Source organism: Pseudomonas sp. SZ57 (assembly GCF_009495975.1).
Taxonomy (GTDB): Bacteria; Pseudomonadota; Gammaproteobacteria; order Pseudomonadales; family Pseudomonadaceae; genus Aquipseudomonas; species Aquipseudomonas syringae.
On the sequence record NZ_WIBD01000003.1, the window covers coordinates 479,438 to 501,142 of the forward strand.

Sequence of the window (21,705 nt, forward strand, 5' to 3'; positions counted from 1 at the left end):
CGGCATTTCCGGAGTTTTTTTGCGTGGGGCGACATTCGGGCGCAGCGGATGACGCCGTTTTGGGTGATCAAATGCCCGGTTTAGGCTAGAATACGCGGCCTCAAAGCACACCCCCTTCTCGAGGCTGTCCCGAAGATGTTGATCCTGCGCGGTGCTCCTGCCCTTTCTGCTTTCCGCCACAGCAAATTACTAGAACAACTGAAACAAAAAGTTTCAGCTGTCAGTGGCTTGTACGCCGAATTCGCCCACTTCGCTGACGTCAACGACGTTCTGACCAGCGAAGAACAGCAGGTTCTCGACCGTCTCCTGAAATACGGCCCCAGCGTGCCGGTTCAAGAGCCGAGCGGCCGTCTGTTTCTGGTGTTGCCGCGTTTTGGCACCATTTCACCCTGGTCGAGTAAGGCCAGCGACATCGCTCGCAATTGCGGTCTGAGCAAAATCCAGCGCCTCGAGCGCGGGATTGCCTTCTATGTAGAAGGCCAGTTCAGCGAGACCGAGGCCCAGGCAATCGCCGACAGCCTGCACGACCGCATGACGCAACTGGTATTGGGCGACCTCGAGCAGGCTGCCAACCTGTTCAGCCACGCTCAGCCCAAGCCGCTGACCGCCGTGGACATTCTGGGTGGTGGCCGCGCGGCGCTGGAAAAAGCCAACGTCGAGCTGGGCCTGGCCCTCGCCGAAGATGAAATCGATTACCTGATCACCAGCTTCAATGGTCTGGGGCGCAACCCGCACGACATCGAGCTGATGATGTTTGCCCAGGCTAACTCTGAGCACTGCCGCCACAAGATCTTCAACGCCAGTTGGGACATCGACGGCCAGAGCCAGGAAAAAAGCCTGTTCGGCATGATCAAGAACACCTACCAGATGCACAGCGAAGGCGTGCTGTCCGCTTATAAGGACAACGCTTCGGTGATCGTCGGCAACGTCGCCGGTCGCTTCTTCCCGGACCCTGAAACCCGTCAGTACGGCGCGGTTCAGGAGCCGGTGCACATTCTGATGAAGGTCGAGACGCACAACCACCCGACCGCCATTGCGCCGTTTCCTGGTGCAGCGACCGGCTCCGGCGGCGAGATTCGCGACGAAGGTGCAACCGGTCGCGGTGCCAAGCCCAAGGCCGGGCTGACCGGTTTCACCGTCTCCAACCTGCAGATCCCCGGTTTCGTGCAGCCTTGGGAGGTGCCGTACGGCAAGCCCGAGCGCATCGTGACTGCGCTGGACATCATGATTGAAGGCCCGCTGGGTGGCGCGGCGTTCAACAACGAGTTCGGTCGCCCGGCGCTGACCGGCTATTTCCGTACCTTCGAGCAATCCATCACCACACCGCACGGTGACGAGGTGCGTGGTTACCACAAGCCGATCATGCTCGCGGGCGGTATGGGCAACATCCGCGAAGATCACGTCCAGAAGGGCGAGATCACTGTAGGTTCCAAGCTGATCGTACTGGGTGGCCCGGCGATGCTGATCGGCCTGGGCGGCGGCGCGGCTTCCTCGATGGCGACCGGCACCAGCTCTGCAGACCTGGATTTCGCTTCGGTTCAGCGTGAAAACCCCGAGATGGAGCGTCGTTGCCAGGAAGTCATCGACCGCTGCTGGCAGTTGGGTGACCGTAACCCGATCAGCTTCATCCACGACGTGGGTGCCGGTGGTCTGTCCAACGCCTTCCCCGAACTGGTCAACGATGGCGATCGCGGCGGACGTTTCGAACTGCGTAACGTACCCAATGACGAACCGGGCATGGCCCCGCTGGAAATCTGGAGTAACGAATCCCAGGAACGTTACGTGCTGGCCGTGGGCGTCGAGGATTTCGAGCGCTTCAAGGCTATCTGCGAGCGCGAGCGCTGCCCGTTTGCGGTTGTCGGCGAAGCCATTGCAGAGCCGCAACTGACCGTCACCGACAGCCATTTCGGTAACAGTCCGGTAGACATGCCGCTGGAAGTCCTGCTGGGCAAGGCGCCGCGCATGCACCGTTCGGTCGCCCGCGAAGAAGAGATCGGCGATGATTTCGACCCGAGCACACTGGACATCGAAGAAAGTGTCCAGCGCGTATTGCGCCACCCGGCAGTTGCCAGCAAAAGCTTCCTGATCACCATCGGCGACCGCAGCATCACCGGCCTGGTCGCTCGCGATCAGATGGTCGGTCCATGGCAGGTGCCTGTGGCTGACTGCGCCGTTACCGCCACCAGCTTCGACGTCAACACCGGCGAAGCCATGGCGATGGGCGAGCGTACTCCGCTGGCGCTGCTGGATGCTCCGGCGTCGGGCCGTATGGCAATCGGCGAAACGCTGACCAACATCGCGGCCTCGCGTATTGAAAAACTCTCTGACATCAAGCTGTCGGCCAACTGGATGTCGGCGGCTGGTCACCCTGGAGAAGACGCGCGTCTTTATGACACCGTGAAAGCGGTCGGCATGGAGCTGTGTCCGGAACTGGGGATCACCATTCCAGTGGGCAAGGACTCGATGTCCATGAAGACCCGCTGGAGCGAAGAGGGCACCGAAAAGAGCGTGACCTCGCCGCTGTCATTGATCGTGACCGGCTTTGCGCCAGTGGTCGACATCCGTCAGACCCTGACGCCCGAGCTGCGCATGGACAAGGGCATCACCGACCTGATCCTGATCGATCTGGGTCGTGGCCAGAACCGCATGGGCGCCTCGATTCTTGCGCAGACTCACGGCAAGCTCGGCCGCGTCGCTCCGGACGTCGACGACGCTGAAGACCTCAAGGCCTTCTTCGCGGTGATTCAGGGCCTCAATTCCGACGGTCATATCCTGTCCTATCACGACCGTTCCGACGGTGGTCTGCTGGTCAGCACGCTGGAAATGGCCTTCGCCGGTCACTGCGGTCTGAACCTGCACCTCGACGGTGTGGCCGACAACGTCTCCGAACTGAGCGCGATCCTCTTCAACGAAGAGCTGGGCGCGGTCATTCAGGTGCGTCAGGACGCTACTCCACTGGTGCTGGCGCAATTCAGCGCGGCCGGTCTGGAGGACTGCGTGGCGGTGATCGGTCAGCCGATCAACAACGATGAAGTCTCGATCAGCTTCCATGGCGAGCCGGTATTCACTGGCCAGCGCCGTCTGTTGCAACGTCAGTGGGCCGAGACCAGCTATCAGATCCAGCGCCTGCGTGACAACGCCGAATGCGCGGATCAGGAATTCGATGCGCTGCTGGAAGAAGACAACCCGGGCCTGACCGTCAAGCTGGGCTTCGACGTCAACGAAGATATCGCCGCGCCGTACATCAAGACGGGCGTTCGTCCTCAGGTTGCCGTTCTGCGCGAGCAGGGTGTCAACGGTCAGGTCGAGATGGCTGCAGCCTTTGATCGTGCCGGTTTCAACGCAATCGACGTGCACATGAGCGATATCCTGGCCGGTCGTGTCGACCTGAACCACTTCAAGGGTATGGTCGCCTGCGGTGGCTTCTCCTACGGTGACGTATTGGGTGCCGGCGAAGGCTGGGCCAAATCGGCATTGTTCAACAGCCGTGCGCGTGATGCGTTCCAGGGCTTCTTCGAGCGTTCCGACAGCTTCACGCTTGGCGTGTGCAACGGTTGCCAGATGCTGTCCAACCTGCACGAGCTGATTCCGGGCAGCGAGTTCTGGCCGCATTTCGTGCGTAACCGCTCCGAGCAGTTCGAAGCGCGCGTGGCCATGGTTCAGGTTCAGGAGTCGGCGTCGATTTTCCTGCAGGGCATGGCCGGTTCGCGCATGCCGATCGCCATCGCGCATGGCGAAGGGCACGCGGAGTTCCGCAATGACGATGCACTGCTCGAGGCGGACGTGTCCGGCACCGTGGCGCTGCGCTTTGTCGACAACCACGGCAAGGTCACTGAAACCTACCCGGCCAACCCGAATGGCTCGCCACGCGGTATCGGCGGCATGACCACCCTCGACGGTCGTGTGACCATCATGATGCCGCACCCGGAGCGTGTATTCCGTGCCGTGCAGAACTCGTGGCGTCCCGAGGACTGGAACGAGGACGGTGCCTGGATGCGCATGTTCCGCAACGCGCGGGCCTGGGTTAACTAAGGCGCGTGTACAAGCTCGCCTTCTTTGTTCCATCGAGCCATGTGGACGAGGTCAAGAACGCCGTATTCGCTGCTGGTGCAGGGCGAATCGGCGCTTACGATCACTGCTCGTGGCAAGTGCTCGGCCAGGGTCAGTTCCGCCCGCTGGATGGCAGTCAGCCATTTATCGGGCAGAGCGGTGTGGTCGAGTCGGTGGAAGAGTGGAAGGTCGAGCTTGTCGTCGCTGACGAGCTGATTCAGCACGTGGTGGTGGCGCTCAAGCAGAGCCATCCTTACGAAACGCCTGCTTACGAAGTATGGCGGCTGGCAGAGTTCTGAAGTCGGACGCAGAGCGTCCGGAAATGCGTCACCACGCTGGAGCGTGGGGACGATAAACATCGTTCAGAGTATCTCGTGGGAGCGAGCTTGCTCGCGAATGCGCAACGCCGCACATTCAAGGTCGAATTTCGATCATCGTCCCGTCTTTCACCAGATCCCATATTTCCCGCATGTCGTTGTTCTTCAGCGCAATGCAGCCGTTGGTCCAGTCCAGCGTGTGGAAATACCATTCCGGATACTCTTCATCCACCGGTGTGCCATGAAGCATGATCATGCTGCCCGGTTTCACGCCCTCGGAACGTGCGCGTGCCGAGTCCGAGACATTCGGGTAGGAAATGTGCATCGACAGGTTGTAGTTATTGCTGGGTTTACGCCAGTCGATCCAGTAGAAACCTTCCGGCGTGCGTTGGTCGCCTTCCTGCAGCTTGGTGCCCTTGGGGTTCTTGCCCAGCGAGATTCGGTAGGTCTTCAAGGCCTCGCCACCGCTGATCAGTTGCAATTGGCGCGCTGACTTGAGCACCAGCACCTTATCGATAGGCTTGCTGGCGATACTCTCGGTATTGATGACCTTGTTATTGATGATTTTCTGTTCGCTGCCCTTGGGCACGATGGTTTGAGTAAACGCGGCCTGCGAAAGCGGCATGAACGACATGCAAAAGAGTGCGAGCAACCAGCGCATTACGATTTCCCTGAAGATACTTCTTTGACAAAAAGCGCCGATGTTGTGTGCGACCCTGGCGTTCAGGTGTCCAGCAACGGACGTGACGGGGGAAGGGCGCTGGTATGAACCGGGTAGGCCTGCCGACGCCGATCCGCAAAGAAGTATTCTAGGGTACGCCCGACTGTCATGAAAGCCAGGTCCGACCATGGAATGTCTGCTTCGTCGAATAACTGCACTTCCAGGCTCTCGGTGCCTGCGGCGAATGCCTCATTCGCCATCTCCCCACGATAGAACACATGTACTTGATTGATATGCGGCACGTCGATCAAGGTGTACAGATGCAGTTCGCTCAGGGTAGCGCAGGCTTCCTCCATGGTTTCGCGTCGTGCAGCCTGTTCGATGGTTTCGCCGTTTTCCATGAAACCGGCCGGCAGCGTCCAGAAACCCAGGCGCGGCTCGATGGCCCTGCGACACAGCAGCACTTTGCCGCCCAGCGTCACCAGGCAGCCCGCAACAATGTTTGGGTTCTGGTAATGAACGGTGTGGCAATGCTCGCAGACATAGCGCAAACGGCTGTCGCCTTCGGGAATGCGCTGGATAACAGGGTTGCCGCACTGGCTGCAAAATTTCATGGGATTAGTCGATAGTGAACGCAGTCGCTATCTTGGCCTGTCGTGCAGCGGCTCGGCAACCCTCTGTGTGACAGGAGTTGTCCTACAAGGGCTTGGGCGCAGCGTTGCTTTGGTGCATGATGCCAGACAGGCAACAGATCGAGATTTCCCATGCTGGATGAGCTACTTCGCCGTGTAGTCAGGCACACGCCAGAAACCCTCGACTCGGATCGACAATTCCCCGAGGCGGCTGTTCTGGTGCCGATTACCCGCAGCGAGCAACCCGAGCTGATTCTGACCCTGCGCGCCAGTGGCCTGTCGACGCATGGCGGTGAAGTGGCGTTTCCGGGTGGCCGCCGCGACCCGGGCGACCCCGATCTGATTTTCACCGCGTTGCGCGAAGCCGAGGAGGAAATCGGCCTGCCTCCCGGGCTGGTCGAGGTGATCGGGCCGTTAAGTCCGCTGATCTCCAAGCACGGTATCAAGGTCACGCCTTATGTAGGGGTGATACCTGACTTCGTCGAATACCAGCCCAACGACGGCGAGATTGCTGCAGTGTTCAGCGTGCCGCTGGAATTCTTTCGTCAGGACGCGCGCGAGCACACTCATCGCATCGATTACGAAGGCCGCAGTTGGTACGTGCCCAGTTACCGTTATGGCGAGTACAAGATCTGGGGGCTTACCGCGATCATGATCGTCGAGCTGGTCAACGTGCTGTACGACACCAGAATCAGCCTGCATCATCCGCCCGAACGGTCGACGATCTGAGCCGCTGGCACCTTAAGCATCACTGTTTATAGTTCGTCCCCATGAGTACGACCCGCCCGAGGAGGCCGCATGAAATTTCGCCTGGGAGAATCCCGTGTCCAGACCGATCCGCAGAGCTGGGTGGCTCCCAATGCAACGCTGATTGGCAATGTCAGGCTCGAGGCGGGGGCAAGTGTGTGGTTCAACGCGGTATTGCGGGGCGACAACGAGCTGATTCACATCGGTGAAAACAGTAATGTGCAGGACGGTACGGTGATGCACACCGACATGGGGTCGCCGCTGAGTATCGGCAAGGGCGTGACCATCGGCCACAACGCCATGCTGCATGGCTGCAGCGTTGATGATTACAGCCTGATCGGCATCAATGCGGTCATCCTCAACGGGGCGAAGATCGGCAAATACTGCATCATCGGCGCCAATTCGCTGATCGGAGAAAACAAGGTCATTCCTGATGGCTCGCTGGTCATGGGGTCACCGGGTAAAGTGGTGCGCGAACTCACTGATGTGCAGAAGAAGATGCTGGAAGCCAGCGCAGCCCATTACGTACACAATGCCCAGCGTTACGCCCGTGACCTGGCGGTGCAGGAAGATTGATGAGTACTGATACCCCGATCGAAAAACCGGTCCGTTCCCCGTGTGTGAGTATTTGTGCACTGGATGAGCAAGATATATGCACCGGTTGCCAGCGAACCGTCACCGAGATCACCCGCTGGAGCCGCATGAGCAACGACGAGCGCCGCGTGGTGCTCGGCCTGTGCGACGAGCGCGCTCGAGCCAGCGGCCTGATGTGGACAGTGGGCGAAGCACGCTGATCAGTTCTCGACGCTCTGCGTCGCCAAGAGGACGCACAGCGTCCAGAACGGCATACGACGCGGAGCGCCGCACGATAGTTACGATGATCGTTCCTCACGCTCCAGCGTGGGAATGCAGTTCTCGACGCTCTGCGTCGCCAAGAGGACGCAGAGCGTCCAGAACGGCATGCGACGCGGAGCGTCGCACGATAGTTACGATGATCGTTCCTCACGCTCCAGCATGGGAACGCATTTCTCGACGCTCTGCGTCGCCAAGAGGACGCATAGCGTCCAGAACGGCATACGACGCGGAGCGCCGCACGATAGTTACGATGATCGTTCCTCACGCTCTGGTGTGGGAATGCAGTTCTCGACGCTCTGCGTCGCTAAGAGGACGCACAGCGTCCAGAACGGCATGCGACGCAGAGCGTCGCACGATAGTTGAGACTGAGTGCGAAGCGTGTGAGCGGCCAGCGTTTGCTATCATTGCCATCCGTTTCCTCAAGCATATAACCCTCCATGCTTTTCCTGATCGCCTACATCAGCAGTGTCGTGCTGATCAACTTCGCCTTTTCCAGTGCGCCGCATCTGGACATGATCTGGTCTGCCTGGGGCGGGTTGGTGTTCGTGTTGCGGGACATGGTGCAGATTCGCTTTGGCCACGGCGCGATCATTGCCATGCTGGTGGCGCTGGTCCTGTCCTATGTCACCAGCGACCCCACCATCGCCCTGGCCAGCGCCACGGCGTTTGCGGTTTCCGAATGCATTGACTGGCTGGTGTTCAGCATTACCAGACGCCCGTTACGTGATCGGTTGTGGATCAGCTCGGCACTCAGCATTCCGCTGGATACCTTTATCTTCTTCGGCATGATCGACGCCCTGACGGCGCCGGTCGTGCTCACCGCGCTGGCATCGAAGTTCGCTGGCGTGACCATTGTCTGGATGATCATGGCCTGGCGGGCGCGCAACAGTGCGTGTCCAGGCTGAGCGCCCATTTGCCGGGGCTTCGTGGTAAATTGCGCGCCTTTCTCCACAGCGGTTGCTTGCATACGGCGGGCAGCCCTCGACATCTGCTTCACGAGGACCTGAGATGACTCAAATCGGAACTCCACTGTCGCCCACTGCGACGCGCGTACTGTTCTGCGGCAGCGGCGAACTGGGCAAGGAAGTCGTGATCGAGCTGCAGCGCCTTGGCATTGAAGTGATCGCTGTTGACCGTTACGAGAACGCGCCGGCCATGCAGGTCGCGCATCGCAGCCATGTGATCAACATGCTCGACGGTGCGGCACTGCGCGCAGTCATCGAGGCCGAAAAGCCGCATTTCATCGTTCCGGAAATCGAAGCCATCGCCACCGCGACGCTGGTCGAGCTTGAGGCCGAAGGCTTCACCGTGATCCCGACCGCACGCGCCGCGCAACTGACCATGAACCGCGAAGGCATTCGTCGTCTGGCAGCCGAAGAGCTGAAGCTGCCGACCTCGCCTTACCACTTTGCCGACACTTTCGAGGCGTACAGTAAGGCGGTCGAAGACCTCGGTTTCCCGTGTGTGGTCAAGCCGGTCATGAGTTCTTCGGGCAAAGGGCAGAGCCTGCTCAAGAGCACCGATGACGTACAGAAAGCCTGGGATTACGCGCAAGAGGGCGGTCGTGCTGGCAAGGGTCGCGTCATCGTCGAAGGCTTCATCGACTTCGATTACGAAATCACCCTGCTGACCGTGCGTCACATCGGTGGCACCACGTTCTGCGCGCCGGTTGGGCATCGTCAGGAAAAGGGCGACTATCAGGAATCCTGGCAGCCGCAGGCCATGAGCCCGGTTGCGCTGGCAGAGTCCGAGCGGGTTGCCAAGGCGGTGACCGAGGCATTGGGTGGGCGCGGGATGTTTGGCGTCGAACTGTTCATCAAGGGCGATCAGGTGTGGTTCAGCGAGGTCTCGCCGCGCCCGCACGACACCGGTCTGGTGACGCTGATTTCTCAGGACCTGTCGCAGTTTGCCCTGCACGCGCGGGCGATTCTTGGCCTGCCCATTCCGTTGATCCGTCAGTTCGGCCCTTCGGCTTCGGCAGTGATTCTGGTCGAAGGCCAGTCCACGCAAACCGCTTTCGCCAACCTCGGCGCTGCACTGGCCGAGCCTGATACTGCATTGCGTCTGTTCGGCAAGCCGGAAGTCAACGGTCAGCGGCGTATGGGCGTTGCCCTGGCGCGTGACGAGTCCATCGAAGCCGCCCGTGCTAAGGCCACTCGTGCCTCGCAGGCAGTTAACGTCAAGTTGTAAGGCTCCCACCGCAGGTGGCAAGAAACAACGCTGCGCGTATTCTTGCCGCCTGCATTCAACATGACGTAAAGGCTATAACTCACTGTCCCGCGTCTCCTTCAGGCTCAACACCGCCAGCACGCTGATCAGCGCTGCAGCAGACACATACCCGCCCACCCAGCTCAGGCCACCCATCGCCACCAGTTTCTGGGCGAAGAAGGGGGCGACCGACGCTCCGACGATTCCACCCAGGTTGTAGGCCGCCGATGCCCCGGTGTAGCGGACCTGTGTCGGGAACAGCTCCGGTAGCAGCGCGCCCATCGGCGCGAACGTGATGCCCATCAGAAACAGTTCGATGCACAGAAACAGCGCCACAGCCCAGGTGCTGCCGTGGGTCAACAGCGGCTCCATGGTGAAACCTGACAGGATCGCCAGCACACCACCCGCAATCAACACTGGCTTGCGCCCGAAGCGATCACTCGCCAGTGCGGCCAGTGGTGTGGCCGCCGCCATGAACAGCACCGCAAAGCACAGCAGCCCCAGGAATGTCTCACGGGTATAGCCCAGAGTGGCCACGCCGTAGCTCAACGAAAACACCGTCGAGATATAAAACAGTGCGTAGCAGACCACCATCGACGCCGCACCGAGCAGCATGGGTTTCCAGTGCTGGCTGAAGGTTTCCACGATTGGCAGGCTGACACGTTGGTGGCGAGCCATGGCCTTGGCGAAGACGGGCGTCTCTTCCAGCTTCAGTCGCACGTACAGCCCGACCATGACCAGTACGGCACTGAGCAGAAATGGAATCCGCCAGCCCCATGAGCGGAACTGCTCGTCATCGAGGGTCATGGCCAGCGCCAGAAACAGGCCGTTGGCGGCGAGAAAGCCGATCGAAGGGCCCAGTTGCGGAAACATACCGAACCAGGCGCGCTTGCCTTTCGGGGCATTCTCGGTCGCCAGCAGCGCCGCGCCACCCCATTCGCCACCCAGGCCAAGCCCCTGACCGAAGCGCAGCACACACAACAGAATCGGCGCCCACGCCCCGATCGTCGCGTAACCGGGCAATACGCCGATCAGTGTGGTGCAGATCCCCATCAACAGCAGCGAGGCCACCAGCGTCGACTTGCGCCCGATCCGGTCGCCGAAGTGACCGAACAGCGCAGACCCCAGAGGGCGAGCGAGAAAGGCGATGCCGAAGGTCAGAAATGACGACAGCATCTGGGCGGTGCCCGAGGTCTGCGGGAAAAATACCGGGCCGATCACCAGGGCGGCGGCGGTGGCATAAACGTAAAAGTCGTAGAACTCGATGGCTGTGCCGATGAAGCTGGCCGTAGCGACGCGGGTCGTCGAATTCACCGGCTTTGCGGGCGCGTCGTGATCTTCGCGAGAGAGCGGGGTGCTGGTCATGCGGATTCCCTGACAGTCGACTTGCCGGTCGGCAACGACCGTATTCCGGCAAGCATGCATTTATTGTGATTGTGGGTGCAGCGTCGAGCAGAGTAACCCGAATGGGTCGAGAGGCAAGGGTAGAGCGGGGATCTATTTGAAAGCAGACATCTATTTGAAGGTGCGGACCAGCGTGTTCTGCCACATGGCGACTCGCTTGACGCGGTTGTCCTCGGTCTCGAGGATTTCCAGTCGGTAAGGCCCTATCTTCAAGCACACTGGAGCGTCCGGGATGGTTTCCAGTGCCTCGGTAACCAGCCCGTTGACAGTTTTCGGACCGTCTGAGGGCAGGTGCCAGCCAAGGCTCTTGTTCAAGTCGCGAATGGACGCTGCGCCTTCGACTTCCAGGCGCCCGTCGTCCTGTTGTTTGACGTGCGGGTTATCCAGTCGCTGTTCGCTTTCGAACTCGCCGACAATTTCCTCGAGAATATCCTCGAGGGTGACGATGCCCAGCACTTCCCCGTATTCATCGACCACCACGCCGAGACGGCGTTGCTGTTTGTGGAAGTTCAGCAACTGCAACTGCAACGGGGTGCTTTCCGGCACGAAATAAGGCTCGTAGCACACCGCCAGCAACTGTTCCTTGGTCAACGTGCCCTTGGGCAGCAGGTGGCTGATGTCACGGGTATTGATGACGCCTTGCACCTGATTGATGTCGTTGTGATAGACCGGCAGGCGCGTGTGCCGTGAAATGATCAGGCGTTCGATGATCATTTCCATGGGGTCATCAAGGTTGACGCCATCCACTTCGTTGCGCGGGATCAGAATGTCGTTGACCGTAATGCTGTCCAGCGCACGAATGCCTGACAGCACGCTGGCGCGCGGCGAATATTCCCGGGCAGCATCACTGCGCGGGGTATTTTGCGTGTCGTCTTCGAAAGCCTGATCCTGCTGTTGTACGGCGCGAGACAGGAAGGGACGCAGCAGAGTCTTGGCCAGAACATTGAACACGTAGGCCAGCGGCCAGATGATCTTCATCGGGATGCGCAGCACACCGTTGCCCAGCAGCAGTGTCGAGACGGGATGGCGGTTCGCCAGGCGGCGCGGCATGTATTCGGCGAACACCAGCATGATGCTCACGGTAGCGAGCCAGGCCACGGTCGGGCCGTTGTAGAACCAGTAATTGGCGGCGATAAGCGTCGCAATGACAGTGATCAGTACCCTGATCAGGGTATTGCCCAGAATCAGGCTGTTCAGGTTGAACGCCAGCTCGGGAAGCGGCGCCGATTTTTCCGGGCCACTGGCGGCGCGCATCGCCTTGACTTGGTGATGAGCGGCTTCAACCGCGGTCAGCAGGCCGGCCCACAGCAGCAGTAGGGCGAGGACACCGAGCAACGGGCCCAGGGGCAGATTATCCATGATCAGGGCCCGTCAGATGTGCAGGATGAATTCGCGTACCAGCTTGCTGCCGAAATAGGCGAGCATCAGCAGGCAGAAACCGCCCAGCGTCCAGCGAATGGCCTTGTGACCACGCCATCCAAGGCGGTTACGCCCCCACAGCAGCACACTGAACACGATCCAGGCCAGGCAGGCGAGCAGGGTCTTGTGCACCAGATGCTGGGCAAACAGGTTTTCGACGAACAGCCAGCCGGAAATCAGCGACAGTGAGAGCAACGACCAGCCAGCCCACAGGAAGCCGAACAGCAGGCTTTCCATGGTTTGCAGCGGCGGGAAGTTCTTGATCAGCCCGGAAGGGTGCTTGTGCTTGAGGCGGTAATCCTGCAACAGCAGCAGCAGCGCCTGGAATGCAGCAATGGTAAACATCCCGTAAGCCAGCAGTGACAGCAGGATGTGGCTGAGGATGCCAGGCTCTTCCATGATCGGCTGCACGGTGCCGCTAGGAGCGAACTGGGCAAGCAGTACGGTGACCATGCCCAGCGGGAACAACAGCACCAGCAGGTTTTCCACCGGAATGCGCGACGTGGCGATCAGGGTGACGACGATTACCGAAGCCGCGATAAGGCTGGCGGAGTTGAAAAAGTCCAGGCCAAGGCCGACCGAGTGCGTCAGTTGGGAAAACAGACCAATGGCATGTGCAATGACCGCCAGCGTACCGAGCAGGCAAAGCAGCCGCTTGTCGGGCTTGACGGCCTGGCTCAGGCGCAGGCTCTGATAGACGGTCGCAGCGGCATAAATGATGGCGGCGGCGAGGCTGGGAAGCAGGCTGGGTGGCAAAGGGGACATAGATCCTGATGGACGGGCCTGAAAAGACGCTGAGTTTGGCATAGAACCGGTAAATCACGAAAGACCACAGAAGCAGTCTGCGTGGTGTCCGTGCGACGGAGTCTTCGCTATAATCTGCGACCTGCTCAAGCCGCAGGCTCGCCGAGCGCCATTTCTGCATTACGGGCCGGGCCGCATCAACCGGGGTTCGACGAGAGCCTGAAAGGATCGCGCATGTTTGAAAATCTGACTGACCGCCTCTCGCAGACGCTGCGCCATGTTACTGGCAAGGCCAAGCTGAACGAGGACAACATCAAAGATACCTTGCGCGAAGTGCGTATGGCGTTGCTCGAAGCCGACGTCGCCTTGCCGGTGGTCAAAGACTTCGTCAACAACGTCAAGGAACGCGCCGTCGGCACCGAAGTGTCGCGCAGCCTGACCCCGGGTCAGGCGTTCGTGAAGATCGTCCAGGCCGAACTCGAAAGCCTGATGGGCGCCGCCAACGAAGACCTGGTGCTCAATGTCACGCCACCTGCCGTCATCCTGATGGCGGGTTTGCAGGGCGCGGGCAAGACCACCACTGCCGGCAAGCTGGCGCGCTTCCTTAAAGAGCGCAAGAAGAAAACCGTGATGGTGGTGTCGGTCGACGTTTATCGTCCCGCAGCCATCAAACAGCTCGAAACCCTGGCCAACGACATCGGCGTGACGTTCTTCGCCTCCGACATCAGCCAGAAGCCGGTGGACATCGCCCAGGCGGCCATTAAAGAAGCCAGGCTCAAGTTCATTGACGTGGTCATCGTCGACACCGCCGGTCGTCTGCACGTCGATGTCGAGATGATGGGCGAGATCCAGGCGCTGCATGCGGCGGTCAAACCGGCCGAGACGCTGTTCGTGGTCGATGCCATGACCGGCCAGGATGCGGCCAATACCGCCAAGGCCTTCGGTGATGCATTGCCGCTGACCGGCGTGATCCTCACCAAGGTCGACGGTGATGCCCGCGGTGGTGCGGCGCTGTCGGTGCGTGCCATTACCGGCAAGCCGATCAAGTTCATCGGTATGGGCGAGAAGAGCGAGGCGCTGGAGCCGTTTCACCCGGACCGCATCGCGTCGCGCATACTCGGCATGGGCGATGTGCTCAGCCTTATCGAGCAGGCCGAACAGACCCTCGACAAGGACAAGGCCGACAAGCTGGCGAAAAAGCTCAAGAAGGGCAAAGGCTTCGATCTCGAAGACTTCCGCGACCAGCTGCAGCAGATGAAGAACATGGGTGGCCTTGGCGGCCTGATGGACAAACTGCCGAGCATCGGCGGCGTCAACCTGTCGCAGATGGGCAACGCACAGGGCGCAGCGGAAAAACAGTTCAAGCAGATGGAAGCCATCATCAACTCGATGACCCCTGCCGAGCGCCGTGATCCGGATCTGGTCAGTGGCTCTCGCAAGCGCCGCATTGCGATGGGTTCGGGCACTCAGGTTCAGGACATCGGGCGTCTGATCAAGCAGCACAAGCAGATGCAGAAGATGATGAAGAAGTTCTCCGCCAAGGGCGGAATGGCCAAAATGATGCGCGGCATGGGTGGAATGCTTCCCGGCGGCGGCATGCCAAAAATGTAATTGCGTCGCGTGCAAGACGCTTTGCACGCGTCCCATCTGGGGGGCGACCCCCAGTCAGCCCGCACTATGCGGGCTTTTGCCGGCTGTCATACCGACAGCTCCCTCGCAAATCTGGAAGGCATGCCGATAGGCGCCGGAAAAAGACATTTGCAAAAGTCGGGATATTCCTTAGAATATGCGGCCTTTCGGGCACCTATGCCCGCTGTGCATCTTAGATTTGCAGCACCGACTACAGGAACGATGTTCAATGCTAACCATCCGTCTTGCCCTTGGCGGCTCCAAAAAGCGCCCGTTTTACCACCTGACCGTAACCGACAGCCGCAATGCTCGTGACGGTTCCCACAAAGAACAGGTCGGTTTCTTCAACCCTGTTGCCCGTGGTCAGGAAATCCGTCTGTCCGTTAACGAAGAACGCGTCAACTACTGGTTGAGCGTGGGTGCACAAACTTCCGAGCGCGTTGCCCAGCTGCTCAAAGAGCACAACAAGACCAAGGCCGCGGCCTGAGTCTTATGAGCGCGACGCCTGCATCTGCCGACGATCTGATCGTCATTGGCAAGATTTACTCGGTTCATGGCGTTCGCGGCGAAGTGAAGGTTTATTCCTTTACTGATCCGATTGGAAACCTGTTGGACTACAAAACCTGGACGCTTCGGCGCGAAGGCAGCGTTGATAAACAGGTGGAGCTGGTCAGCGGACGCTTGCAAAGCAAGTTTCTGGTCACAAAGCTCAAGGGTCTCGATGATCGTGAAGAAGCCCGTCTTCTGTCCGGTTACGAAATCTGCGTGCCGCGTAACCTGTTCCCTGATCTGGACGATGGCGAGTACTACTGGTACCAGCTTGAAGGCCTCAAGGTCATCGACCAACTCGGGCAATTGCTCGGGAAAATCGATCACCTGCTCGAAACCGGTTCGAACGATGTAATGGTTGTAAAGCCCTGCGCGGGTAGCCTGGATGATCGTGAACGCCTGTTGCCCTATACAGAGCAATGCGTGTTGGCAATCGATATGGCTGCTGGCGAGATGAAGGTGGATTGGGACGCGGACTTCTGAATGCCATGGCCAGCCTGCGCATAGAAGTCATCAGTCTGTTTCCCGAGATGTTTTCCGCCATCAGCGAATACGGCATTACCAGCCGTGCGGTGAAACAAGGGCTGTTGCAGCTCACTTGTTGGAATCCGCGGGATTACACCACTGATCGCCATCACACTGTGGATGATCGCCCATTTGGCGGTGGTCCGGGCATGGTGATGAAGATCAAGCCCCTTGAAGATGCTCTGGTTCAGGCCAGGCAAGCGGCAGGGGATGCGGCGAAGGTGATTTACCTGTCGCCACAAGGCCGCCAGCTGAATCAGTCTGCGGTACGCGAACTGGCGCAGGAGGAAGCGATTATCCTCATCGCCGGTCGTTATGAAGGCATTGACGAGCGTTTTATTGATGCTCATGTCGATGAAGAGTGGTCGATTGGTGACTATGTTCTTTCCGGTGGCGAGCTGCCGGCGATGGTCCTGATTGACGCGGTTACGCGGCTGCTGCCTGGAGCTTTAGGGCATGTGGACTCCGCGGAGGAAGATTCCTTCACGGACGGTCTGCTGGATTGCCCGCATTACACCCGACCTGAGGTGTATGCGGATCAGCGTGTTCCCGACGTGTTGCTAAGTGGCAATCACGCGCACATCCGGCGTTGGCGTTTACAGCAGTCCCTTGGGCGGACCTATGAACAACGCGCTGATCTTCTGGAAAGCCGCTCGCTTTCTGGAGAAGAGAAGAAGCTGCTGGCGGAATACATCCGCGAGCGGGACGATAGTTAACGTATCGATGGTCGATCCAGACGGATTACCTTAGGAGCACCAGCATGACTAACAAAATCATTCTTGCCCTCGAAGCAGAGCAGATGACCAAAGAGATCCCTACCTTTGCACCAGGCGACACCATCGTCGTCCAGGTTAAAGTGAAGGAAGGCGACCGCGCTCGTCTGCAAGCATTCGAAGGCGTTGTAATTGCCAAGCGTAACCGTGGCGTGAACAGTGCTTTCACTGTTCGTAAAATCTCCAACGGTGTTGGCGTTGAGCGTACTTTCCAGACTTACAGCCCGCAAATCGACAGCATGGCTGTGAAACGTCGCGGTGACGTTCGCAAGGCCAAACTGTACTACCTGCGTGACCTGTCCGGTAAAGCAGCGCGCATCAAGGAAAAACTGTCCTGATACAGTTTTTCGATGCATAAAAAAGGCAGCCTCAGGGCTGCCTTTTTGCTGCCTGCTGTTTGATGATTCCTCCCTTGTCTATCGACACACGCACTGAGTGAATATGGCTGCCATCGACCACCCGCTGATTGACCGGTTTCTGGACGCGCTCTGGCTCGAAAAGGGCCTGTCCGACAACACCCGGGATGCTTACCGCAGTGATCTGGCGCTGTTCAACGGCTGGCTGCAGGAGCGCAACGTTGATCTGATCAGTGCCGGGCGTGAAGTCATCCTCGATCATCTTGCGTGGCGCGTTGAAAATGCCTACAAGCCGCGCTCTACGGCGCGTTTTCTGTCCGGCGCACGTGGCTTCTACCGCTACCTGCTGCGCGAAAAGCTGATTTCCGTCGATCCCACCCTGCAGATCGACATGCCTCAGTTGGGCAAACCGCTGCCCAAATCGCTTTCCGAAGCTGACGTCGAAGCATTGCTTGCTGCTCCCGACCTGAGCGAGCCCATCGGCGAGCGTGACCGCGCCATGCTTGAGGTGCTGTATGCCTGCGGTCTGCGCGTAACCGAATTGATCAGCCTGACCCTGGAACAGGTCAATCTGCGTCAGGGCGTGCTGCGCGTGATGGGCAAAGGCAGCAAGGAGCGACTGGTGCCCATGGGCGAAGAGTCCATTGTCTGGGTCGAGCGTTACCTGCGCGGTGCCCGCGACGAGTTGCTGGGCGGAAAGCCCAGCGACGTACTGTTCCCCAGCACCCGCGGCGACCAGATGACCCGCCAGACCTTCTGGCACCGTATCAAGCATCAGGCGACTGTTGCGGGCATCGGCAAATCCCTGTCGCCGCACACCCTGCGCCATGCCTTCGCCACCCATCTGCTCAACCACGGCGCTGACTTGCGCGTGGTGCAGATGTTGCTTGGGCACAGTGATCTCTCGACGACGCAGATCTACACCCATGTGGCGCGAGCGCGGTTGCAGGAATTGCATGCCAAGCATCATCCGCGCGGTTGATTCGCGACGTATTTTGCGAAGCTTCTTATGTCGCTCCGAGTCGGCCCCGCGACCCTTATGTGGTAGGCTTTGCCGGTTTCGCCTATCAAGGCTGGCACGCCTTTTTTCGACAGTTGCCAGCCTGTCCGCCGTCATAGGAGTTTTCATGCGTTTGCCACAGATTTTCGCTGCCGCCGCTTTGATGCTGGCCGGCACCTTCAGTATGTCTGCCCTGGCTGATGCAGCCCCCGATCAGGCTATCCGCAAGACGCTCGACTCACTGGAATTGCAACTGCCGGTCGAGAGCATCTCGCCGAGCCCGCTCAATGGCCTTTATGAAGTGAAGCTCAAGGGCGGCCGCGTCCTGTACGCCAGCGCCGACGGTCAGTTCGTGATGCAGGGCTATCTGTTTCAAGTGCAGAACGGCAAGCCGGTCAACCTGACCGAGAAGACCGAGCGTCTGGCTATTTCCAAGACCATCAACGCCATTCCTGCTTCCGAGATGGTGATCTATCCGGCGGTGGGCGAGACCAAGTCGCACATCACGGTATTCACCGACACGACCTGCCCGTATTGCCACAAGCTGCACGAAGAAGTCGGCCAGTTGAACAAGATGGGTGTCGAAGTCCGTTACCTGGCCTTCCCGCGTCAGGGGCTTGGTTCTCCGGGTGACGAGCAGTTGCAGGCCGTCTGGTGTTCCAAGGACCGCAAAGGCGCGATGGACCGCATGGTCGATGGCAAGGACATCAAGGCCGCCAAATGCGACAATCCGGTCAGCAAGCAATATGAGCTCGGCCAGTCGATCGGCGTCAACGGCACGCCTGCGATTGTCCTGGCCGACGGTCAGGTGATTCCGGGTTATCAGCCTGCAGCTCAGGTTGCCAAGCTGGCACTGGGCGCCAAATAAGCCGGTGTTTTCAGACGCGCCTTGTGCAGACAGGGCGCAAGTAGCCGGAGTGTCGTCAAAATTTCAGCCGCATGGCGCCATGCGGCAGTTTTTTCCACAGCCGATTCAGGTTCGGCTGTTTTTCGGGGAGATCATCAGTGAAACCGGTCAAAGTAGGCATATGTGGGCTGGGTACTGTCGGTGGCGGTACTTTCAACGTACTTCAGCGTAACGCCGAGGAGATTGCCCGCCGTGCCGGACGTGGAATCGAAGTTGCGCAAATTGCGGTTCGTACACCAAATCCCAATTGCCAGATTACCGGTACGCCGACCACCAGCGATGTGTTTGCCATTGCGACCAACCCTGAAATCGACATCGTCGTGGAACTGATCGGCGGCTATACCGTTGCCCGCGAACTGGTGCTCAAGGCCATCGAAAACGGCAAGCACGTGGTGACCGCCAACAAGGCGCTGATCGCGGTGCATGGCAACGAAATTTTCGCCAAGGCGCGTGAGAAGGGCGTGATCGTCGCTTTTGAAGCAGCTGTTGCCGGTGGCATCCCGGTCATCAAGGCCATTCGTGAAGGCCTGTCGGCGAACCGTATCAACTGGGTTGCCGGCATCATCAACGGCACCGGCAACTTCATCCTCACCGAAATGCGCGAGAAGGGCCGTACCTTCGCCGATGTTCTGGCCGAGGCTCAGGCGTTGGGCTATGCCGAAGCCGATCCGACCTTCGACGTCGAAGGAATCGATGCGGCGCACAAACTGACGATTCTGGCCTCCATTGCCTTCGGTATCCCGCTGCAGTTCGACAAGGCCTACACCGAAGGCATTACCAAACTGACGACAGCAGACGTCAACTATGCCGAAGCGCTGGGCTATCGCATCAAGCACCTGGGCGTTGCACGCAGCACGGCTCAAGGCATCGAACTGCGCGTACACCCGACGCTCATCCCGGCCGATCGCCTGATCGCCAACGTCAACGGCGTCATGAATGCGGTGATGGTCAATGGCGATGCGTCCGGCTCGACGCTGTTCTACGGCGCAGGTGCCGGCATGGAGCCTACCGCGTCTTCGGTGGTGGCCGATCTGGTCGATGTGGTCCGTGCGATGACCTCCGACCCGGAAAACCGGGTCCCTCATCTGGCCTTCCAGCCCGATTCGTTGTCTGCCCACCCGATCCTGCCGATCGAAGCCTGCGAGAGCGCCTACTACCTGCGCATTCAGGCCAAGGATCACCCGGGCGTGCTGGCTCAGGTCGCGAGCATCCTGTCCGAGCGCGGCATCAACATCGAATCGATCATGCAGAAGGATGTCGAAGAACACGATGGACTGGTGCCGATGATCCTGTTGACTCACCGGGTAGTGGAGCAGGGTATCAATGACGCCATTCAAGCCCTGGAAGCCCTGCAGGACGTCGTTGGCCCGGTGGTTCGTATCCGCGTCGAGCACCTTAATTAACATCAACTGCAAGCTGTCAGCTCCAGGCCGCAAGCCGATCGTTTCGACCTTGCAGCCTTGGAGCCCTGGCTTTCAGCCCAGACCAAAGGTTTGATCCCATGCGCTATATCAGTACTCGCGGCCAGGCGCCGGCCCTGAATTTCGAAGACGTGCTGTTGACTGGTCTGGCCAGCGATGGCGGCCTCTACGTGCCGGAAAACCTGCCGCGCTTCACGCAGGAAGAGATCGCTTCCTGGGCAGGTCTGCCTTATCACGAACTGGCCTTCCGGGTGATGCGCCCCTTCGTGGCTGGCAGCATCCCGGATGCCGACTTCAAAAAGATTCTCGAAGAGACCTACGGCGTGTTTGCCCACAGCGCTGTCGCGCCGCTGCGCCAGCTGCATGGCAACGAGTGGGTACTCGAACTGTTCCATGGTCCGACGCTGGCGTTCAAGGACTTCGCACTGCAACTGCTTGGCCGCCTGCTGGACTACATTCTGGCCAAGCGTGGCCAGCGTGTCGTGATCATCGGCGCGACCTCGGGCGACACCGGTTCTGCGGCCATCGAAGGCTGCCGTCGCTGCGACAACGTCGACATCTTCATCCTGCACCCGAATAACCGGGTATCGGATGTACAGCGTCGGCAGATGACCACCATCTTCGGCGACAACATCCATAACATCGCAGTCGAAGGCAACTTCGACGACTGCCAGGAAATGGTCAAGGCCAGCTTCGCTGACCAGAGCTTCCTGAAGGGCACACCGCTGGTCGCGGTCAACTCGATCAACTGGGCGCGGATCATGGCTCAGATCGTGTACTACTTCCACGCGTCACTGCAGTTGGGCGGACCTGCGCGTTCGGTGTCGTTCTCGGTGCCGACCGGTAATTTCGGCGATATCTTTGCCGGCTATCTGGCGCGCAACATGGGCCTGCCGATCAACCAGTTGATCGTCGCCACCAACCGCAACGACATCCTGCACCGCTTCATGAGCGGCAATCAGTACGTCAAGGAAACCCTGCACGCCACGCTGTCGCCTTCCATGGACATCATGGTGTCCTCCAACTTCGAGCGCCTGCTGTTCGACATGCACGGTCGCAACGGCGCTGCGATTGCCGAGTTGATGAGCACGTTCCGCCAGGGTGGCGGTTTCAGCGTCGAGGAAGAGCGCTGGACCGAGACCCGCAAACTGTTCGATTCGCTGGCGGTCAGTGACGAGGACACCTGCACGACCATCGCCGAAGTGTTCGCCAGCACCGGCGAGTTGCTCGACCCGCATACCGCTATCGGGGTGAAGGCTGCGCGCGAATGCCGCCGCAGTCTGGACACGCCGATGGTGATTCTGGGCACGGCGCATCCGGTCAAGTTCCCGGAGGCGGTGGAAAAAGCCGGTGTAGGAAAAGCGCTTGAACTACCTGCACATTTGTCTGATTTGTTCGAGCGGGACGAGCGCTGCACTGTTCTGCCAAATGACCTGAAAGCCATACAGGCGTTTGTCAGCCAGCACGGCAATCGCGGAAAACCGCTCTGACAGAAGCGTCGTGTAACA

20 protein-coding genes and 1 pseudogene are annotated in these 21,705 nt (G+C 59.5%); 16 read left to right on the plus strand and 5 right to left on the minus strand.

All coding sequences use genetic code 11. The features are described from left to right. The first annotated feature begins 135 nt into the window (after window positions 1-135). Together purL and GE543_RS05875 are read left to right on the plus strand one after the other, a co-directional pair. Window positions 136-4,032 carry a phosphoribosylformylglycinamidine synthase gene (purL, locus tag GE543_RS05870; RefSeq protein ID WP_153220996.1) on the plus strand — a complete coding sequence of 1,299 codons (3,897 nt, stop codon included), beginning with the start codon at window positions 136-138 and terminating at the stop codon, window positions 4,030-4,032. Window positions 4,033-4,037: 5 nt separating this feature from the next. Continuing rightward, the gene (locus tag GE543_RS05875; RefSeq protein ID WP_032702676.1) at window positions 4,038-4,349 is read left to right on the plus strand and encodes a YqfO family protein; all 312 of its coding nucleotides are present in this window, start codon (window positions 4,038-4,040) and stop codon (window positions 4,347-4,349) included. Window positions 4,350-4,464: 115 nt separating this feature from the next. On the opposite strand, the pseudogene GE543_RS05880 reads toward GE543_RS05875, so the two are convergent. Then, a pseudogene (locus GE543_RS05880) lies at window positions 4,465-4,887 on the minus strand (murein L,D-transpeptidase family protein); the annotation flags it as partial. Between the two features lie 203 nt (window positions 4,888-5,090). Further along, window positions 5,091-5,642, minus strand: coding sequence for an NUDIX hydrolase (locus tag GE543_RS05885; protein ID WP_024649588.1), 552 nt, complete (start codon window positions 5,640-5,642; stop codon window positions 5,091-5,093). A gap of 150 nt (window positions 5,643-5,792) precedes the next feature. Between GE543_RS05885 and GE543_RS05895 the strand changes: the two genes are divergently transcribed. The 5 genes from GE543_RS05895 (at window position 5,793) to purT (ending at window position 9,452) form a co-directional block, all read left to right on the plus strand. Beyond that, window positions 5,793-6,389 (plus strand): CoA pyrophosphatase, encoded by a 597-nt coding sequence (locus GE543_RS05895; RefSeq protein WP_029571796.1) that lies wholly within the window; start codon window positions 5,793-5,795, stop codon window positions 6,387-6,389. Window positions 6,390-6,458: 69 nt separating this feature from the next. Further along, window positions 6,459-6,983: a gamma carbonic anhydrase family protein gene (locus tag GE543_RS05900; RefSeq protein WP_003339683.1), complete on the plus strand. Its 525-nt coding sequence runs from the start codon at window positions 6,459-6,461 to the stop codon at window positions 6,981-6,983. Continuing rightward, the gene (locus GE543_RS05905) at window positions 6,983-7,201 is read left to right on the plus strand and encodes a DUF1289 domain-containing protein (protein WP_003415455.1); all 219 of its coding nucleotides are present in this window, start codon (window positions 6,983-6,985) and stop codon (window positions 7,199-7,201) included. The genes GE543_RS05900 and GE543_RS05905 overlap by 1 nt, the downstream gene beginning before the upstream one ends. Before the next feature lie 498 nt (window positions 7,202-7,699). Next, entirely contained in the window at window positions 7,700-8,167 is a 468-nt protein-coding gene (locus GE543_RS05915) for a preQ0 transporter (protein ID WP_003391204.1), read from the plus strand. Window positions 8,168-8,270: 103 nt separating this feature from the next. Continuing rightward, a complete protein-coding gene (purT, locus tag GE543_RS05920; RefSeq protein WP_153220997.1) occupies window positions 8,271-9,452 on the plus strand; it encodes a formate-dependent phosphoribosylglycinamide formyltransferase in 1,182 nt (393 codons plus the stop codon). A 72-nt stretch (window positions 9,453-9,524) separates the two neighbouring features. Here the strand turns inward: purT and GE543_RS05925 are convergent, their stop codons facing one another. From GE543_RS05925 to GE543_RS05935, 3 genes are all read right to left on the minus strand, one after another. Continuing rightward, the gene (locus tag GE543_RS05925; RefSeq protein ID WP_100072193.1) at window positions 9,525-10,835 is read right to left on the minus strand and encodes an MFS transporter; all 1,311 of its coding nucleotides are present in this window, start codon (window positions 10,833-10,835) and stop codon (window positions 9,525-9,527) included. Window positions 10,836-10,985: 150 nt separating this feature from the next. After that, window positions 10,986-12,233 (minus strand): transporter associated domain-containing protein, encoded by a 1,248-nt coding sequence (locus tag GE543_RS05930; RefSeq protein ID WP_153220998.1) that lies wholly within the window; start codon window positions 12,231-12,233, stop codon window positions 10,986-10,988. Between the two features lie 12 nt (window positions 12,234-12,245). Then, window positions 12,246-13,058, minus strand: a complete 813-nt coding sequence (locus GE543_RS05935; RefSeq protein ID WP_003314223.1) for an inner membrane protein YpjD — start codon at window positions 13,056-13,058, stop codon at window positions 12,246-12,248. A gap of 213 nt (window positions 13,059-13,271) precedes the next feature. On the opposite strand from GE543_RS05935, the gene ffh reads away from it, so the two are divergent. The 9 genes from ffh to thrC all read left to right on the plus strand — a co-directional run bounded on the left by ffh (window position 13,272) and on the right by thrC (window position 21,687). Further along, entirely contained in the window at window positions 13,272-14,648 is a 1,377-nt protein-coding gene (ffh, locus tag GE543_RS05940; protein ID WP_003409167.1) for a signal recognition particle protein, read from the plus strand. Window positions 14,649-14,895: 247 nt separating this feature from the next. Then, window positions 14,896-15,153 (plus strand): 30S ribosomal protein S16, encoded by a 258-nt coding sequence (gene rpsP / locus GE543_RS05945; RefSeq protein WP_002552521.1) that lies wholly within the window; start codon window positions 14,896-14,898, stop codon window positions 15,151-15,153. Between the two features lie 5 nt (window positions 15,154-15,158). After that, complete coding sequence (rimM, locus tag GE543_RS05950) at window positions 15,159-15,698, plus strand: ribosome maturation factor RimM (protein WP_003314225.1); 540 nt, start codon at window positions 15,159-15,161, stop codon at window positions 15,696-15,698. Between the two features lie 5 nt (window positions 15,699-15,703). Next, a complete protein-coding gene (gene trmD / locus GE543_RS05955) occupies window positions 15,704-16,456 on the plus strand; it encodes a tRNA (guanosine(37)-N1)-methyltransferase TrmD (protein WP_153220999.1) in 753 nt (250 codons plus the stop codon). 44 nt (window positions 16,457-16,500) lie between these two features. Next, a complete protein-coding gene (gene rplS, locus GE543_RS05960; protein ID WP_002552524.1) occupies window positions 16,501-16,851 on the plus strand; it encodes a 50S ribosomal protein L19 in 351 nt (116 codons plus the stop codon). 103 nt (window positions 16,852-16,954) lie between these two features. Beyond that, a complete protein-coding gene (gene xerD / locus GE543_RS05965) occupies window positions 16,955-17,851 on the plus strand; it encodes a site-specific tyrosine recombinase XerD (protein ID WP_046269425.1) in 897 nt (298 codons plus the stop codon). A 145-nt stretch (window positions 17,852-17,996) separates the two neighbouring features. Beyond that, a complete protein-coding gene (dsbC, locus tag GE543_RS05970; RefSeq protein ID WP_003409174.1) occupies window positions 17,997-18,737 on the plus strand; it encodes a bifunctional protein-disulfide isomerase/oxidoreductase DsbC in 741 nt (246 codons plus the stop codon). A 137-nt stretch (window positions 18,738-18,874) separates the two neighbouring features. Continuing rightward, window positions 18,875-20,179 carry a homoserine dehydrogenase gene (locus GE543_RS05975; RefSeq protein ID WP_003409178.1) on the plus strand — a complete coding sequence of 435 codons (1,305 nt, stop codon included), beginning with the start codon at window positions 18,875-18,877 and terminating at the stop codon, window positions 20,177-20,179. 98 nt (window positions 20,180-20,277) lie between these two features. Continuing rightward, window positions 20,278-21,687, plus strand: coding sequence for a threonine synthase (gene thrC / locus GE543_RS05980; RefSeq protein WP_003314231.1), 1,410 nt, complete (start codon window positions 20,278-20,280; stop codon window positions 21,685-21,687). Window positions 21,688-21,705 lie beyond the last annotated feature (18 nt).